This is a genomic window from Candidatus Nitrospira neuquenensis (genome assembly GCF_979578155.1).
In genome coordinates, this window is record NZ_CEFZDU010000005.1 from 55,338 (window position 1) to 70,821 (window position 15,484).

At 67.9% G+C, this 15,484-nt stretch carries 16 protein-coding genes and 1 tRNA gene; 11 read left to right on the forward strand and 6 right to left on the reverse strand.

Features of this window, described 5'->3' with window-relative positions:
- The first annotated feature begins 96 nt into the window (after nt 1-96).
- From AC1U7O_RS02820 to AC1U7O_RS02835, 4 genes are read left to right on the forward strand one after another with little or no spacing between them, the layout of a single operon-like run.
- Entirely contained in the window at nt 97-1,761 is a 1,665-nt protein-coding gene (locus AC1U7O_RS02820; protein ID WP_479893053.1) for a complex I subunit 4 family protein, read from the forward strand.
- Nucleotides 1,762-1,764: 3 nt separating this feature from the next.
- Nucleotides 1,765-3,456 carry a complex I subunit 4 family protein gene (locus tag AC1U7O_RS02825; RefSeq protein WP_479893054.1) on the forward strand — a complete coding sequence of 564 codons (1,692 nt, stop codon included), beginning with the start codon at nt 1,765-1,767 and terminating at the stop codon, nt 3,454-3,456.
- The gene (locus AC1U7O_RS02830) at nt 3,453-4,946 is read left to right on the forward strand and encodes an NADH-quinone oxidoreductase subunit N (RefSeq protein ID WP_479893055.1); all 1,494 of its coding nucleotides are present in this window, start codon (nt 3,453-3,455) and stop codon (nt 4,944-4,946) included. The genes AC1U7O_RS02825 and AC1U7O_RS02830 overlap by 4 nt, the downstream gene beginning before the upstream one ends.
- Nucleotides 4,946-5,818: a phosphodiester glycosidase family protein gene (locus tag AC1U7O_RS02835; RefSeq protein ID WP_479893056.1), complete on the forward strand. Its 873-nt coding sequence runs from the start codon at nt 4,946-4,948 to the stop codon at nt 5,816-5,818. Before AC1U7O_RS02830 ends, AC1U7O_RS02835 begins: the two co-directional genes overlap by 1 nt.
- A 24-nt stretch (nt 5,819-5,842) precedes the next feature.
- Here AC1U7O_RS02835 and AC1U7O_RS02840 read toward each other — a convergent pair whose 3' ends face one another.
- A complete protein-coding gene (locus AC1U7O_RS02840) occupies nt 5,843-6,268 on the reverse strand; it encodes a rhodanese-like domain-containing protein (RefSeq protein ID WP_479893057.1) in 426 nt (141 codons plus the stop codon).
- A gap of 80 nt (nt 6,269-6,348) precedes the next feature.
- Here AC1U7O_RS02840 and AC1U7O_RS02845 point away from each other — a divergent pair, with 80 nt between their 5' ends.
- Nucleotides 6,349-6,636, forward strand: coding sequence for a hypothetical protein (locus AC1U7O_RS02845; RefSeq protein WP_479893058.1), 288 nt, complete (start codon nt 6,349-6,351; stop codon nt 6,634-6,636).
- Between the two features lie 21 nt (nt 6,637-6,657).
- On the opposite strand, the gene pyrE is transcribed toward AC1U7O_RS02845, so the two are convergent.
- Both pyrE and AC1U7O_RS02855 read right to left on the reverse strand, forming a co-directional pair.
- A complete protein-coding gene (pyrE, locus tag AC1U7O_RS02850) occupies nt 6,658-7,236 on the reverse strand; it encodes an orotate phosphoribosyltransferase (RefSeq protein WP_479893059.1) in 579 nt (192 codons plus the stop codon).
- Between the two features lie 88 nt (nt 7,237-7,324).
- Nucleotides 7,325-7,864: a hypothetical protein gene (locus tag AC1U7O_RS02855; RefSeq protein WP_479893060.1), complete on the reverse strand. Its 540-nt coding sequence runs from the start codon at nt 7,862-7,864 to the stop codon at nt 7,325-7,327.
- 36 nt (nt 7,865-7,900) lie between these two features.
- Between AC1U7O_RS02855 and AC1U7O_RS02860 the strand changes: the two genes are divergently transcribed.
- Nucleotides 7,901-8,305 (forward strand): hypothetical protein, encoded by a 405-nt coding sequence (locus AC1U7O_RS02860; RefSeq protein ID WP_479893061.1) that lies wholly within the window; start codon nt 7,901-7,903, stop codon nt 8,303-8,305.
- Here AC1U7O_RS02860 and AC1U7O_RS02865 read toward each other — a convergent pair.
- From AC1U7O_RS02865 to AC1U7O_RS02875, 3 genes are all read right to left on the reverse strand, one after another.
- On the reverse strand, nt 8,282-8,767 hold the full coding sequence (locus tag AC1U7O_RS02865; protein WP_479893062.1) for a hypothetical protein: 486 nt from the start codon (nt 8,765-8,767) through the stop codon (nt 8,282-8,284). The two genes, AC1U7O_RS02860 and AC1U7O_RS02865, sit on opposite strands and share 24 nt — an antisense overlap.
- Before the next feature lie 526 nt (nt 8,768-9,293).
- Nucleotides 9,294-9,380 (reverse strand) — tRNA-Leu (locus AC1U7O_RS02870).
- A gap of 186 nt (nt 9,381-9,566) precedes the next feature.
- Complete coding sequence (locus AC1U7O_RS02875; RefSeq protein ID WP_479893063.1) at nt 9,567-11,042, reverse strand: AAA domain-containing protein; 1,476 nt, start codon at nt 11,040-11,042, stop codon at nt 9,567-9,569.
- A 201-nt stretch (nt 11,043-11,243) separates the two neighbouring features.
- Here AC1U7O_RS02875 and rplI point away from each other — a divergent pair, with 201 nt between their 5' ends.
- The 5 genes from rplI (at nt 11,244) to AC1U7O_RS02900 (ending at nt 15,440) form a co-directional block, all read left to right on the forward strand.
- The gene (gene rplI, locus AC1U7O_RS02880; protein WP_479893064.1) at nt 11,244-11,732 is read left to right on the forward strand and encodes a 50S ribosomal protein L9; all 489 of its coding nucleotides are present in this window, start codon (nt 11,244-11,246) and stop codon (nt 11,730-11,732) included.
- 91 nt (nt 11,733-11,823) lie between these two features.
- Nucleotides 11,824-13,080, forward strand: coding sequence for a serine hydroxymethyltransferase (locus AC1U7O_RS02885; protein WP_479893110.1), 1,257 nt, complete (start codon nt 11,824-11,826; stop codon nt 13,078-13,080).
- Between the two features lie 15 nt (nt 13,081-13,095).
- Nucleotides 13,096-13,560, forward strand: coding sequence for a transcriptional regulator NrdR (gene nrdR, locus AC1U7O_RS02890; protein WP_479893065.1), 465 nt, complete (start codon nt 13,096-13,098; stop codon nt 13,558-13,560).
- 214 nt (nt 13,561-13,774) lie between these two features.
- Nucleotides 13,775-14,779: a sensor histidine kinase gene (locus AC1U7O_RS02895; RefSeq protein WP_479893066.1), complete on the forward strand. Its 1,005-nt coding sequence runs from the start codon at nt 13,775-13,777 to the stop codon at nt 14,777-14,779.
- Nucleotides 14,766-15,440 carry a response regulator transcription factor gene (locus tag AC1U7O_RS02900; protein WP_479893067.1) on the forward strand — a complete coding sequence of 225 codons (675 nt, stop codon included), beginning with the start codon at nt 14,766-14,768 and terminating at the stop codon, nt 15,438-15,440. Before AC1U7O_RS02895 ends, AC1U7O_RS02900 begins: the two co-directional genes overlap by 14 nt.
- The last annotated feature ends 44 nt before the right edge of the window (nt 15,441-15,484 follow it).

Below are 15,484 nucleotides of genomic sequence, written 5' to 3' on the forward strand. Positions count from 1 at the left end.
TCACCCCGGCGGACGCCGGGGTCCAGTCCGGATTCTGGATGCCGGCTGTCGCCGGCATGACGCGACGGACGGCTGAGGCTGACGGTTGATGGTACCATGCTCGAAGAACTGACCTTCGGTTTTCCGATCCTGTCGCTGCTGGTCTTCCTGCCGCTGGCGGGCGCGCTGGTCCTCTGGCTGCTGGACGAGGAGGAGCTGATCAAGACCGCCGCGCTGGCGGTGTCGCTGGTCGAGCTGATCCTCGCCCTGGTCGTGCTGCTCCGCTTCGTGCCGGACTCGGCCGCGATGCAGTTCTCCGAGCGGCTCCGCTGGATTCCGCCCCTCGGCATCAGCTACCACCTGGCCGTGGACGGCATCAGCGTGCTCTTCGTGGGCCTGACCGCCTTCCTGACCGTGCTCGTCATCCTCTACTCCTGGGATACAGTCCGCTCGCAGGTGAAGCAGTACTTCATCGCGCTGCTGGCGCTGGAGACGACGACGGTCGGCATCTTCGTCTCGATCGACCTGATCCTGTTCTTCGTCTTCTGGGAGCTGATGCTGATCCCGAGCTACTTCCTGATCAAGCTCTGGGGCGGGGGCGCGGAGCGGCAGACGGCGGCGCTCAAGTACGTGCTCTACACCCTGCTCGGCAGCGTGTTCATGCTCGTCGGCTTCGTGCTCCTGGACCTGAACTACCACGAGTGGGCGGCCGGGCACCGGGTCGAGCCCGCCTACAGCTTCGATTTCCTCGATCTGCTCAGCGTACCGATCCCCGCCGGCAAGCAGGTCCTCATCTTCTGGCTCATCTTCATGGGGTTCGCGTTCAAGGCGCCGATCGTCCCCTTCCACACCTGGCTGCCCGACGCGCTGGTGGAGGGGCCCATCGGGATGTCGGTGGTTCTGGCCGGGATCAAGCTGGGCACCTACGGTTTTCTGCGGTTCAGCTTCCCGCTGCTGCCGGACGCTTCGCAGAACGCCACGGTCGTCACGATCGTCATGGCTCTCGGGCTGGCCGCGATCCTCTACGGGGCGATCATCGCCCTGATCCAGCCGGACTTCCGCCGGCTCCTGGCCTTCAGCAGCGTGAGCCACCTCGGCTTCGTCGTGGTCGGGCTGTTCGCGCTGAACTTCCAGGGGCTGCAGGGGAGCCTGCTGACGATGATCAACCTGGGATTCAGCACGGCGGGCCTGTTCTTCGTCGCCGGCTTTTTGTACTCGCGACGCCAGACGACCAACCTCTCGGCCTTCGGCGGGCTGGCGGCCAAGGTGCCGCTGCTGGCGACGTTCTTGCTCATCATCGGGCTGGCCTCGATCGGGCTGCCGGGCACGAACGGGTTCGTCGGCGAGTTCCTGATCCTGCTCGGGGCCTTCAAGGCGCACTGGCTGTACGGGGCGATCGCGGTCACCGGCGTGATCGTCGGCGCGGCCTACTTCCTCTGGTACTACGAGCGCGCCATGTTCGGGCCCCTGACGCCGGGCGCCGCGCAGGCCATCCCGGACCTCACGAGCCGGGAGAAGGTGATCGTGACGGCCTTGAGCGTGATGATCTTCTGGATCGGGCTCTACCCCGCGCCGTTCCTGCGGATGATGAACGGTTCGGTGCAGGCCGTGGTCGAGCGGCTGGACAAGCGAGGGCCGGCGGTGGCGCAGCAATCGTTAGGCGCAAGGGGGCGGGGGGCGGGGAATCGGTCGGGGGCGAGGAGTGAGCGGGGCGGGGCATCGAGCTCCACCGTTCTGTCTGCCTCGCCGCACTCCTTACCCCGTACTCCTTACCGGTTGTAAGCGATGGGCGACTCCACGCTGCTCGTCATCCTCTTCGCGCCCTTCGTCGGGGCCATCGCGCTGATCTTCGTGCCGAACCGGCAGGCGCTCCAGGTGCGCCTCGTCGCCGCGGCCTCGGCCTTCATCTCGATGATCGCCTCCTTCTACCTCTTCTACGCCTTCGATACGGCCCGGGGCGGCTACCAGTTCATCCAGCGGTTCGAATGGTCCAAGGAATTGGGCATCGCCTTCTACCTGGGCGTGGATGGGGTGGGCACGCCGCTGGTCCTGGCCTCCGCGATCCTCCTGTTCGCCGGCGTCCTCGTCTCCTGGCACATCAAGGACCGGACGAAGGAGTTCTACATCTTCCTGCTGATCCTGGCGGCGGCCACGATCGGCGTGTTCATGTCGCTGGACCTGTTCTTCCTGTACTTCTTCTACGAGATGTCCGTGATCCCGATGTACCTCCTGTTGGGCGTCTGGGGCAGCCACACCAAGGGCTACCTGGAGATGACCGACCCGGAGGGGCTCAAGAAGCGCGACTCGGTCGGCTTCATCTTCAACTTCGCGGCCAACAGCAAGGAATACGCCGCGATGAAGCTGACGCTCTTCCTCTCGGCGGGCGCCGTGGTGGCGCTCATGGGCATCCTGCTGATCTACAAGTTCTCGGGGCTGCACACCTTCGACATCCTGGTGCTCCGCGAGCAGGCGCATTTCTCCGGCGGCCTCGCGACGCTGATCTGGCTGCTGATCTTCTTCGGCTTCGCGTCCATCGCGCCGATCTGGCCGCTGCACTCCTGGTCGCCGGTCGGCCACGCGGCCGCGCCGGCCGCCACGAGCATGCTCCACGCGGGCGTGCTGATGAAGCTGGGGCACTTCTCGATCATCCGCGTCGCCTACGAGATCCTGCCGGAGACGACGCGGGAGCTGATGCCGATCGCGGCGGTGCTCTGCATCTTCAGCATCGTCTACGGCGGGTTCGTGGCCTTCTACGCCAAGGACACCAAGTACGTCATCGGCTATTCCAGCTCCAGCCACATGGGGTACGTCTTCCTCGGTATGGCGGCCCTGGACTACATCAGCCTCAGCGGCGCGGTGCTGTACATGTTCGCGCACGCGCTGGCCACGGGGATGCTCTTCGCCATGGCCGGCTGGGTCTACGACCAGACGCACACGCGCGACATCCCCTCGCTGGGCGGCCTCGTCAACCGCATGCCCTTCGTGGCCGGCTGCTTCCTGGTGGCCTGCATGGCTTCGATCGGCATGCCGGGGACGGTGAATTTCATCGCCGAGGTCATGATCCTGGTCGGGAGCTGGAATAAGTATCCCTTCCAGGTGTTCGTCGCCGTCGTCGGCATCGTGCTCACGATGGCCTATCTGTTCCGGATGATGCGCGGGGTGTTCTACGGACCGATGGACGCCCACTACACCCACGCCCACGACGCGATCGCGGCCGTGGACCGGGCCCCGCTGCTGCTGATGATCGCCTGCAGCATCACGTTCGGGCTCTTCCCGGGCCGGTTCTACGACGTGATCCGCGCGGGGACGGACCCGCTGGTCGCGCGCATCGCGAAGGTCGTGCCGCTCGCGGCCCAGAGCGGCGAGGCGTCAGGGGTGAGGCGTGAGGCGAACGCCCTCGACAATCCGAGCCCGATGGAGGTCACCGCCGGCAACTCCTCGCTCCCCGCCCCTCACCCCTCACGAGGATTGGAATGACCTTCAACCTCACGTTATCGGGCTCCGATCTCCTGCTCATGCTGCCGGAGCTGTTCCTCACGCTCTGGCTCTGCGTGGTGCTGGCGGTGGACTTCCTCATGCCGCGGCTGCCCAAGGAGCGCATCGCCTACCTGAGCGCGGCCGGGCTGGGGGTGGTGCTCGCGACCCTCGTCTGCTTCGACGTCCAGGGGATCACCGGCTCGCTGTTCAACCGGATGTTCGTCCTGGACCGGCTCTCGCTCTTCTTCAAGATCTTCGTCGTCGCGGCGACCCTGTTCGTCGTGCTCGCCTCGATCGACTACGTCCGGCGCTTCCGATTCTTCAAGGGCGAATACTACTTCCTCGTCCTCATGTCCGCGCTGGGCATGATGTTCATGGCCTCGGCCAACGACCTCCTCTCGGTCTTCATCACCCTGGAGTTCTCGACCTTCGGCTTCTACGTGCTCGTGGCCTACCTGCGGGAGGACGTGGCGTCCAACGAAGCGGGGCTCAAATTCTTCATCCTCGGCGTGTTCGCCGCCGGCCTGCTGGCCTACGGCATCAGCCTCGTCTACGGCGAGACGGGCAAGCTGGTGTTCGCCGACATCGCAGGCGCCCCGGTGACGCCGGGGCTGGTGATCGGCTTCCTGTTGATCTTCGCCGCGCTGGGCTTCAAGGTCGGGGCGGTGCCGTTCCACTCCTGGATTCCCGACACCTACCACGGCGCGCCGACGCCCGTGACCGCGTTTTTGTCCATCGCGCCCAAGGGGGCCGCCTTCGCCATCCTGCTCCGCATGTTCCTGGTGTCGCTCGCGACGCTGAAGCCGGCCTGGGTGCTGCTGCTGGTGGGGGCCTCGATCCTCTCGATGACCTACGGGAACATCGTCGCGATCGCCCAGAAGAACATCAAGCGGCTGCTCGCCTACTCCGGCATCGCGCAGATCGGCAACGTCCTGATCGGCCTGGCGGCCGGCACGAAGATGGGCGAGGACGCGATCCTGTTCTACCTGCTGACCTACCTGTTCGCCAACCTGGGCGCCTTCGCGATCGTCATCGCGATCGGCAACCTGATCAACAGCGACGAGATCGAGGACTACAACGGCCTGAACCGGCGGTCGCCCTTCCTCGCCTTCGCGATGCTGGTCTTCCTGCTCTCCCTGGCCGGCGTGCCGCCGCTCGCCGGCTTCATCGGCAAGCTGTACATCTTCCTCGCCGCGATCAACGAGGGGCTCTACACGCTCATCCTCGTCGGGCTCGTCAACATCGTGATCTCGATGTACTACTACCTGATCGTGGTCAAGAAGATGTACATCAACGAGCCGCACGACCCCTCGCCCCTGACCATCTCCACGCCGATGAAGGCGGTGGTCTACGCGGGCCTGGCCGGCACGTTGATCCTGGGCATCTACCCCAAGCCCTTCATCGAATGGGTCATCGCCGCGACCATGATGGTCTCGAACCTCGCCGCTCCGGCCGCCTCCCTGCCTCCGACACTGCCCTTCGGCGGCTGATGACCGGCCGCCTGGCCGAGGGTGGACGTACCCGCAGGGCTCCGGCCCTGGCGTGTGCCTGCGCGCTCGCGGCCTGCGCGGCGATGGCGCCGAGCCTGTCCGCCGAGGAGGTCCGATGGGAGCGGCTCGCGGACGGCCTCGATGCGGCCTGGTGGGCGCCCGGCGAGGGGTGCGGGCAGCGGGTGCCGCCGCTCGTCGTCGTGCGCGTGGACCCGGAGCGGTACCGGTTCGCGACCTATCATTACCGTGACGAGGGGCTGGCGGAGCCGCCGACGATCGAGCAGTGGCGGCAACGGGTCGGCGCGATCCTGCTCGTCAACGCGGGCCAGTTCGCGGAGGACTACGCCTACCTGGGCTTGCTCTATAAAGATGGCCGGTCGCTCGGCGGGAAGCGGCATCCGCAGTGGCAGGGCCTGTTCGTCGCGGAGCCGGCCGAGCCCGGCCTGCGCAAGGCGCGCGTGCTCGACCTGACGGCGGAGCCCCTGGCGCCCAAACAGCCTGCCTACCGCGAGGCAGCCCAATCCCTGATGCTGGTGGACCGCGCGGGAAGGCCCCGGGTGAAGCAATCGGGCAAGCGCGCGCACCAGACGGTAGTGGGGGAGGACGGGGCGGGGAACATCCTCCTGCTCAAGACCGCGGAGGCGGTGACGCTCTGGGACCTGGCCCTCTGTCTACGGGATCGGCTGCCGTCCCTGGTCCAGGCGATGGCGATGGACGGGGGCAATTCGTCCGACCTGCTGATGGCCGGGTCGCTGCTGGAGCGGCGGGCGGGGCGGGGGGGCGAGGCGCCGCCTTGGGTGGCGCTGGCGGACGGGAGCGGAACGGGACACATCCCGCTCCCGGCGGTGATCGGGATCTTCCCGAGGAACTAGCCGACGGCGGGCGGTGGGGGCAGCTCACCGCGGCGGGGGCGCGATCGGGTAGCCGGCCGCCTGCCAGGCGTTCATGCTGCCCGCCACGTTGTACACGTTCTTGTAGCCGAGGTCGGCCAGCGTCTCCGCGGCGATGTTGCTGCGCTTTCCGGACTGGCAGTAAACGACGATGTGGTCGTCCGGCTTGGCGCCGATCTCCCTGTGGCGTTGTTTGATCTGCGTGTATTCGATGTTCATGTCCGTGCCCGGGATGACGCCGCCCGCATGCTCCTCGGGCGAGCGGACGTCGATGAGGAAGAAGCCCTTGTTCTGGTTCCTGGCCTTCTCCAGCCCGGCCCGGAGCTGGGAGACGGTCAGCACGTAGGAGTGATAGGCCTGGACGCCGCCGCCGACGGCCAGGATCAACGCCAGCCCCAGCCCGAGGCCGGCGAGCGCGGTGCGGGGTGTCATGGTCAGCCTCCTGTGAAACCTGGTGAGGGGGAATGAACCGGTGCCGCCATCATAAGATTGCGGAGAAAGCCCGGTCAAGGGTGCTCCTGGTCTGTCTCCTGCTGTGCGCGGGCTGTGGCGAGGGGGCGAAGCTCGTCCGGTCCGATGACCGGGGCGGCATCGTCACCTATCCCTACCGCGAGGAGGTCGGCCACATGGTGACGAAGTTCCGCGGCGAGGCGATCGCGCTCATCGAGCAGCAATGTCCGCGGGGCTATCAGATCGTCCGGGAGGGGGAGGCCAGGGGACGGGGGCGGATCGTCCAGAGCGCGGCGGGCGCGGAGGTCGTCGCTGAACACCGCTGGGCGATGCAGTTTAGCTGCCAATAGGGGTGGCGCGCCGCCTCGGTTTCAGCGCCGGCCGCCGTCCCAGACCGCCATCAGGTCGTCGATCGTCAGCAGGCTGTAGAGCGTCACGCCCTCCGCTTCCACCCGCGCCCGCCCGCTCTGCTCCCTGCGGTCCACGATCACCAGCGCGTGCTCGACCTTGAGGCCGAAGTCCCGCGCCGCCGCGAGGGCCTTGAGCACCGACCCGCCGCTCGTCAGCACGTCGTCCACGATCAGCGCCCGGTCCCCCGGTCGCGCCGCCCCCTCGATCAGCTTGCCGAGCCCATGGCCCTTGGCCTGCTTGCGCACGACGAAGGTCCGCCACTCCCGACGGTCCTTCGCGCGGAAGGCCTCGTCCGAGATGGCGGTCGCGATCGCGATGGCGCCGAGCTCCAGCCCGCCGAGGCAGTCGAACGACAGGCCGGCCAGCCGCTCGCAGGCCAGTTGCGCGACCAGGAGCCGCGGTCCGGGATGGGCCATCAGGCTCCGGCAGTCCACGTAGAAGGGACTGACCGCGCCAGAGGCCAGCGTGAAGCCCGCGCCGCGGTCCCACTTGAAGGACTGGGTGGCGAGAAAGGTGCGGGCCAGGTCGTCCGTCAGCATGCGCGGGTTCTTCCTGCGGCCGTGATGGGGGCGATCATACAGGGGGGAGAGCCGAGCGATCAAGCCGGCACGGCGCCCGGCCCTCCGGTCACTTACCGTTGACCGCCGCGTAGTCCTTGGCGAACTGGTCCGCCTTCCGCGCCACGATGTCGCGGATCTGCTTGAGGTTATCGTCCGGGACCGCGGTGATGAGCGCGGGCGGGGACCAGGTGACGGCCGTGACCTGCGCCTCCTCGTCGCGCATGAGCCGGACCCGCTGCCGGAGCTCCAGCTCGACGCAGAGGAAATAGCGGCCGATCTTGTCGTGGAGCGTGCTGACGCGGATGATCAGGGCCGCCGCCGGCGCCGTCTTGAGCCGGTCCTTCCGGCCGAGCAGGGGCACGCCGACCTTCCGCAGCCGTTCCCTGGCGGCCTCCTCGATCTCGGAGGGGCGCAGGCCCGCGTCCTGGACGTCGGGGCTCAGCTCGTCCACGATCACTTCCAGGCCCGGCAGGCCGCGGAGCGACTCCCGGCCCTGCTGCTCCGCCGCACCCTCCGCCCAGGCCGGCGCGGCCACGCACAGGAGTAGTCCCAGCGCCGGCGCCAGGCTGCGGCACAGGGCCGGGCGATTCATCCCCGCGAGCGACATGGCCTCCTCCTCCTCTCCGGTGACGATGTGTGGCCAGTGTACGTCAGCGTGCGGTCGGTGGCAACGGGCTGGCGAGGCGGCCGGGCGCTGGGACTCGCGGGCCTCCTGATGCTGGCCGCGCAGCCGGCGCTCGCGGCGGAGGGTCTGCCGCCGGGCCAGTCCAACTGCTATGTCTACCTGCCCAACGCGACGTCTCTCGGGGCGATCCTCTCGCAGGCGGACGGCACTGACCGGGCGATGAGCCAGGAGGTCGAGGGTGCCTACCAGTTCGCCGCCGCGACGGGCCCGGTGATCTGGAAGGACAAGCCGCCCCTCGGCTTCGAGGTCGCCATCCTGGAGGCCGGCCCCACGGCCGCCAAGCTCCGCCTCTATCGGACCGCGGCGGATGCCGGCAAGAAGTGGAAGGCCACCATGTGCTCACTGCAGAAGGAGAAGCCGTGAGGGGGCTTCGCCCCGGCCCTGGATGCGGACTTGGTAGACGTGCTGGGGATCGTAGGGCATCGGCTTGCCGGCGAGGTCGGGAAGCCCCCTGTCGTCGATCCGGAGCTGGTTCCAGCCCTGGCCCTCCTTGCCGCAGCGCCATTCGGCGGAGCACCACAGGGCGTCCAGCCCGTCCGTTTTGTCCCTCCAGTCGCTGATCACGCCGCTCGCCTCGATCACGTACCAGCGGCCACGCTCCAGGGCCGTCGCGCTCCTCACCTTGACGGGCTTGTCGTTGGGGATGACCAGGGTCTTGCCCGCGGCGCCCTTCTCGACGAAGGTGATGGAGCCGACGTCCTCCTTGCTCACCGGCACCGTCACGACCGTCCCGTCCTTGAGGTCGACCGTCATCTCCGCGTGCGCCTGGCCCCACGGTCCGAAGAACGCCAGGCCGGCCAGGGTGATGATGAGACGTTTCGACACGGCGCCTCCTTATCTGACCAACGGCCACCGCCTCGCCGAATCGCGTTGCCCATGCTGTTGTGGAGCCTTCGCCGAAAAGGTCACGCGGATGGCGTGGGAAAGTCCGTGAGTCGAGCGAGGCCGGGAGGACGATGGGGGGAATGATGGAGAAGCGCCCGCCTCGTGCGGCGTCCCGTCATTCAGTTCGTCATTCCGGCAAGGGCCGCCAGGCAGCCGCGAGCCGGAATCCAACGTCCTTACGCGAGCCTGGATGCCGGCTTCCGCCGGCATGACCATGCCACGAACTTGTGGGACGAAGCACTAGCCCGCATTACGCACGAACGCTTCTGCTGCAATCGCACATGCGCGGCTGCGACAAGCCTGGTCGCGGAGTCTGTGCGGCCAGGCGGGCGGGCTCGCCCCTCAGTCGGTCAACGTACTGGCAAGGAGTACGCTTCCCGCCCTCGGGGCTCCACGCGCCCGTCTCGCCAGCGACTGCGCGATTTCGCGACGAACCGCCGTGAATAATGTGGGATGGGATGAAAGGTGGTGCCGAAGCCGGGATTTGAACCCGGACACCCTTGCGGGCGCCAGACCCTGAATCTGGTGCGTCTGCCAGTTCCGCCACTTCGGCACTTGAGGGATGCTGAAATAAGCCTATAACTTCGTTCTCGCGTCGCTCAAGCCCTCGACGTACCGACCAAAGAGTACGCCTCGGGCTCTCGCGCGCTGCGGCCTTAGTTCTAGGCGCATTCGAGCATCCCTGAAGGATGCGAAGCCACCTCGGAGGCGGCATTATCACTGATCGGCCGCGGTCGCGTCAAGGCGAGCCGGCGGGCTGCGGCAGCCCGGCGATGGCGCTCGTCGGCCGCCAGCCCTCGGCGGGAATGTGGCGGGTGTCGCCGCAGAGGACGATCCGCTCGCGGGCGAGGCCGGCCGCGCCGAGCAGGAAGGGGGCGGGGATCAGGGGCGCCTCGTCGGCGAGCAGCACGTCGAAGCGGACGCGGCTGAAGAGCGGGTCGGAGACGACGCGCGCAGCCGAGGTGACGACCAGCCGCCGGTTCTGGATGAAGCCCTGGCGGTTGGTCCCTTCCTCCGCGGCGAGCAGCTCCCGGATCTTCCTGGTCCCGCCCAGCCGGATGATCTCCTCCTTCAGCTCGTTGTACTCCGGCCGCAGCTCCTTGGGGATCGCCGCCTCCGGCTTGAGCTCCTCGATGCGGTGCTGGGCGACCTCCAGCTCCTTCATGAGCCGCTGCACCTGCTCCTCGTGCAACCGCCGGTACTCCGGCAGCGACTGCTGGTTCTTGCCCACGGTCTGCATGCCGAGCCGCTTCCAGATCGGGAGCGCCTCGTACTCGGCCAGCGTCTTGTCGATCTCCTTGATCTTGCCCTGCAGCTCGCTGAGCTGGTGGAGCAGGCGCCATTCCAGGTGCTTGACCTCGTCGAGGTCCTTCTGCTTCTCGGCCTTGTAGGCGAGCAGGGGCGTCAGCTCGCGGAACCGCTCGTACTTGCGCCGGAGCGACGCCTTGCCGGCGCGCGCCTTGGCGAAGAACTGGTGCATCTGGGCTTCGAAACCCAGGTCCTGGAGCGCCATCCCGGCGGCCTCCCCCGACACGGCCAGCTCGTAGCGGCAGAGCAGGCTCTTGTACGTGGTCAGGCCGCCGGCCCGCATGGCGCGGGCCAGGAGGCCGAGCAGCTCATCCGCGTCCCGGTGGCTCGGGCTGACGAGCAGCAGCCGCTTGTTGGCGCGGACCAGTTCCACCGCCAGCGTGACGAGCTTCGCCCGCCGCGCGCCGGGGTCGTCGGCCCAGATGGTGGTGAAGGCGGCCGAGCCGGTCGCGGCGCGCGCCTCCGGAGCCCCCGCCTGGTCCGGGTCGAGCCAGGGGAGCAGCCGCTCGGCCGGCCCGAGCGTATACCAGTCGGTCTTGACCTCCATCTCGGCGAGCCGCTTGGCGGCCCCGTCGAAGAAGGCGGTGGCGTCCGGCACGATGGTGGCCGACGCGAGCGTCTGCCCGATCGCATCGAAGGTCTGGACCCAGGCCAGACCCTCGGCGCGGCCGACGACGACGCCCTCGGTCGGCTCCGTGTCGTCCGGCGGAATGACGGTGACGGGCAGGTCCTCGAACAGGGGCGCGTCGGCGGGCACGGACAGGGTATAGAGGTGGAGGGCGCCGACCGTCGCCAGGCGGCGGCCGCCGCTAGAGGCGATCGGCCGATCCAGGCCGCGCGGGGCGGCGGCGTCGCGCTCCGCGGCCAGGGCGCGGGCGAAATGGTCGAGGAGCTCCAGGGTGGTCATGGGGGTGAAGGCTCGGAGATCAACCGGCACGGCGCCCGCCGGCCGTCACCTTGAGGTCGCGACCTCCGTGGGGCGCCGTCGGGGCGCTATCTTACCCGCCGGCCTTCGGGCCTGTCCACTGGCCGGAGGCGCGAATCGCCGCGTTGACATTTGACCATGCGATCTATATGATTTCTGCTTTCTCAAGAAGGAGTTAGCCCTATGAAGGTGATTCTGCAAGAGAACGTGGACGGCGTCGGGCACGTGGGGGACCTGCTGGATGTCTCCGCGGGGTTCGCGCGCAACTTCCTCCTCCCCCGCAAAAAGGCGCTGGAGGCCAACCCCCGCAACGTGAGGGCCCTGGAGCACGCGAAGCGGGTGACGGCGGAGAAGGCCAGGAAGGAGAAGCTGGAGTTCGAGGCCCTCGCCAAGAAGCTCTCCGCGGTGTCCCTGACCTTCACCGTCCAGGCCGGCAAGGAGGACAAGCTCTTCGGCTCGGTGACGAGCAAGGACCTCGCCGAGGCGTTGGCCGAGAAGGGCTTCGAGGTGGACCGCAAGAAAATCCAGCTCTCCCAGCCCATCAAGGAGCTGGGCACCTCCACGGTGCCGGTCAAGCTCCATCGGGACGTGACCGCGACGATCTCCGTTCAGGTGATCAAGAAGGAAGAGCCGAAGAAGGAAGAGACGGAGGCCGCGCCCGCGGAGGCGTGAGCCTGTCCCCTCCCCGCCCCTCCGCAGGGGACGACACCACGACCCGTGACCGCCCAAGCCAGGAGCATGCATGCGTAACGCCGTCGGCTCGTTGAAAGCGCTGAAGCAGACCGACCCCGCCGTCTACAAGGCCATCCAGGGCGAGGAGCGCCGCCAGAAGGAGAAGGTGCTCCTGATCGCCTCGGAGAACTTCGCCAGCCCCGCGGTCCTGGCCGCCCAGGGCTGCCTGATGACGAACAAGTACGCCGAGGGCTACCCGGGCAAGCGCTACTACGGCGGCTGCCAGTACGTGGACGCGGTCGAAGAGCTGGCGATCCAGCGCTGCCGGCAGATCTTCGGCGCGGACCACGTGAACGTGCAGCCCCACTGCGGCTCCCAGGCCAACATGGCGGCCTACCTCTCGGTGCTCAAGGCCGGCGACGTGATCCTGGGCATGGACCTCTCGCAGGGCGGCCACCTCACGCACGGCAGCCGGGTGAACTTCTCCGGCATCCTGTTCCGCTCCTATTTCTACGGCGTGGACCGGGCCACGGAGACGATCGACTACGACGCGGTCCGGAAGATCGCCGAGGAGTGTCGGCCCCGGATGATCGTGGTCGGGGCGAGTGCCTACCCCCGCGTGCTGGATTTCCCGAAGTTCCGGGCGATCGCCGACGCGGTCGGCGCCTACCTGCTCGTGGACATCGCCCACATCGCCGGGCTGATCGCCGCGGGGCTGCACCCGAACCCAGTGCCCTACGCGGACTTCGTCACGACCACCACCCACAAGACGCTGCGCGGTCCGCGCGGCGGGATCATCATGTGCAAGGCCGAGCACGCCAAGGCCGTGGACAAGGCCATCTTCCCCGGCATCCAGGGCGGGCCGCTGATGCACGTGATCGCGGCCAAGGCCGTGGCGCTCCAGGAAGCGCTGTCGCCCTCGTTCACGGCCTACCAGACGCAGGTGCTCGCCAACGCGCGGGCACTGGCCTCGGGGCTCGCCGAGCGCGGCTATCGCGTGGTGTCGGGCGGCACCGACACCCATCTCCTGCTCATCAACCTGAGCGGCAAGGGGCTGACCGGCAAGGAGGCCGAGGCGGCGCTGGACCACGCCGGCATCGTCGTGAACAAAAACACCGTCCCTTACGACGAGAAGCCGCCCGCCGTCGCGAGCGGCATCCGCATCGGTGCGCCCATCGTCACCACGCGCGGCATGCGCGAGCCCGAGATGGCCGAGATCGTCGGGATGATCGACCGCGTGCTCGCGAACGTGAAGGACAAGGCTGCGCAGCGCGAGGTCCGGCAGCAGGCCAAGGCGCTGTGCAAGCGGTTTCCCTTCTTTTACACCGACGGAGCGTCGCCCGCCTGAGCCGGGGGGATCCTCGTGAAGTGTCCCTTCTGCGATGAGGTCGAGGACAAGGTGGTGGACTCCCGGATGGCCAAGGAGGGCGAGGTCATCCGGCGCCGCCGCGAGTGCCTCGGCTGCAAGCGGCGGTACACGACCTACGAGCGGATCGAAGAGAGCCTGCCCGTCGTCGTCAAGAAGGACGGGCGTCGCGAGCCCTTCGATCGCGCCAAGATCCTGGCCGGTCTCAAGAAGGCCTGCGAGAAGCGCCCCATCAGCACGGCCACCATCGAGGCCGTGGCGGACCGCCTGGAGAAGCGGTTCCAGGAGCTGGGGGAGACGGAAATCTCGAGCCGGGCCATCGGCGAGGAGGTCATGAAGGAGCTGCACCAGCTCGACCAAGTCGCCTACGTCCGGTTTGCGTCCGTCTACCGGGAGTTCAAGGACATCGACCAGTTCATGGACGAGCTCAAGGCCCTGGCCCGCGAGCGGCGGGAAAAGTAGCGCCCCGTCCATGCCGCCCCCTCGCCCATCCCCCTCGCCGTCCCCCGCCTCGCGGGCCGGGAGCCTACGCCGCGGGCCGGGTCGCCGTGCGGGGGAAGAGCCCAGGCCCGCCAAGCGCGCCGGGCCCAAGGCCGCCCGGTCTCGGAAGGCCGCCGAATCCACCGCCGCCACGCACGTCGCCATCATCGGCGCCGGCCGCGGCGGGACCGCCCTCATGGAGATCTTCGCGAAGGACCCGCTCGTGAAGATCGTGGGCGTGGCGGAGACCAACCCCCTCGCGCCCGGCGTCCCGCTCGCCCGCAAGCTCGGCATTCCCCTCACGCGGAACTACAAGGAGCTGCTCGCGCTGGAGTCGGTGGACCTGGTCATCGACGTCAGTGGGAGCCCCGAGGTGGGACGCAGCCTCCAGGCCTTCCACCGGATGGGCGTCGCGGTCATCGGCGGCGCGAGCGCCAAGTTCATGTGGCAGCTCATCGAGGCGAGGATCCGCGCGACCTCCGAGATCGAGAAGACGCTGAACAAGTACCAATCGCTCTACCGGCTCTACGTCAAGGAGTCCGGCGCCGCGGTCACCGAGGAGCGGACCCGGATCGCCTGCGAGATCCACGACGGCCTGGTGCAGAACCTGGCTGGCGTCAACTTCAAGCTGGACCTCTGCCAGGAGTTGCTGGAGCGGGACCCCAAGGCCTGCATGACCACGCTGCGCGAGACGCGGCAGCAGCTCAAGCTGGCCATCCAGGAAGCGCGGCAGGTGATCTTCAACCTGCGGCCGGTCCACTACGACAAGCTGGACCTCATCCCCGCCCTGACGAATTACCTGAAGTCCTACGAGAGCCAGTACCACATCAAGACGGAATTCGCCGTCTCGGGGGACGAGACGACTCTGTTTCCGAAGACCAAGATCTTCCTGTTCCGCATCGTCCAGGAGGCGTTGAGCAACGTCCAGAAGCATGCGCGGGCCGACGGCGTGTCGGTCGAGCTGGCGATCGAGCGGGACGCGCTGACGGTGACGATCACCGACAACGGCATCGGCTTCGACGTGGAAGCGGCGTCGTGCGACCCGGAGAAGTGGGATCACTTCGGGCTGCGCGGCATCGTCGAGCGCGCGCGGCTCATCGGTGGCGAGGCGCGGATCGAGTCATGGAAGGGGCGGGGCACCCGGATCGCCATCTCGGTGCCGTTGGTCAAGAAGGAGGCCGGTCGCGATGGAGCGGATTAAGGTCCTGATCGCCGACGACCACCGGGTGGTGCGGGAGGGGCTGGCGGCGATCCTGAAAACCAAGGAGAACATCCAGGTGGTCGGCGAGGCGCAGGACGGCCAGGAGGCCGTGGAGAAGGCCCGCGCCCTCCTGCCCGACGTGATCCTCATGGACGTGAGCATGCCCCGGATGACCGGCGTGGAGGCCACGCGGATCATCAAGCGCGAGTTCCCGCACATCGGGGTCGTCGCGCTGACCATGTACGAGGAGCAGCAGTACATCTTCGACCTCGTGCGGGCGGGGGCGACGGGCTACCTGCTCAAGGACACGGACTCGGCCCAGATCGTGGCGGCCATCCGGGCCATCTATCGCGGGGAATCGCTGATCCATCCCTCGGTGGCGAGCAAGATCCTGGCGGAGTTCTCGCTGCTGACGCAGAAGGGGAAGGGTAAGAAGCCCGCGTGGGTGGAGCACGACCTCACCGAGCGCGAGATCACCGTGCTCAAGCTCGTCGCGGACGGGAAGACCAACAAGGAGATCGCCAACAGCCTCGACCTGTCCGAGAAGACGGTCAAGAACCACGTCCGCAACATCTTCCACAAGCTTCAGGTCTACGACCGGACCCAGGCGGCCATCCTGGCCATCCGCAAGGGGCTCATCCAGCTCGAGCCGCATCCCTAGCGAAGCGATCGGTGCCGGCATCACGGCGCAATCCGTCATCCCGG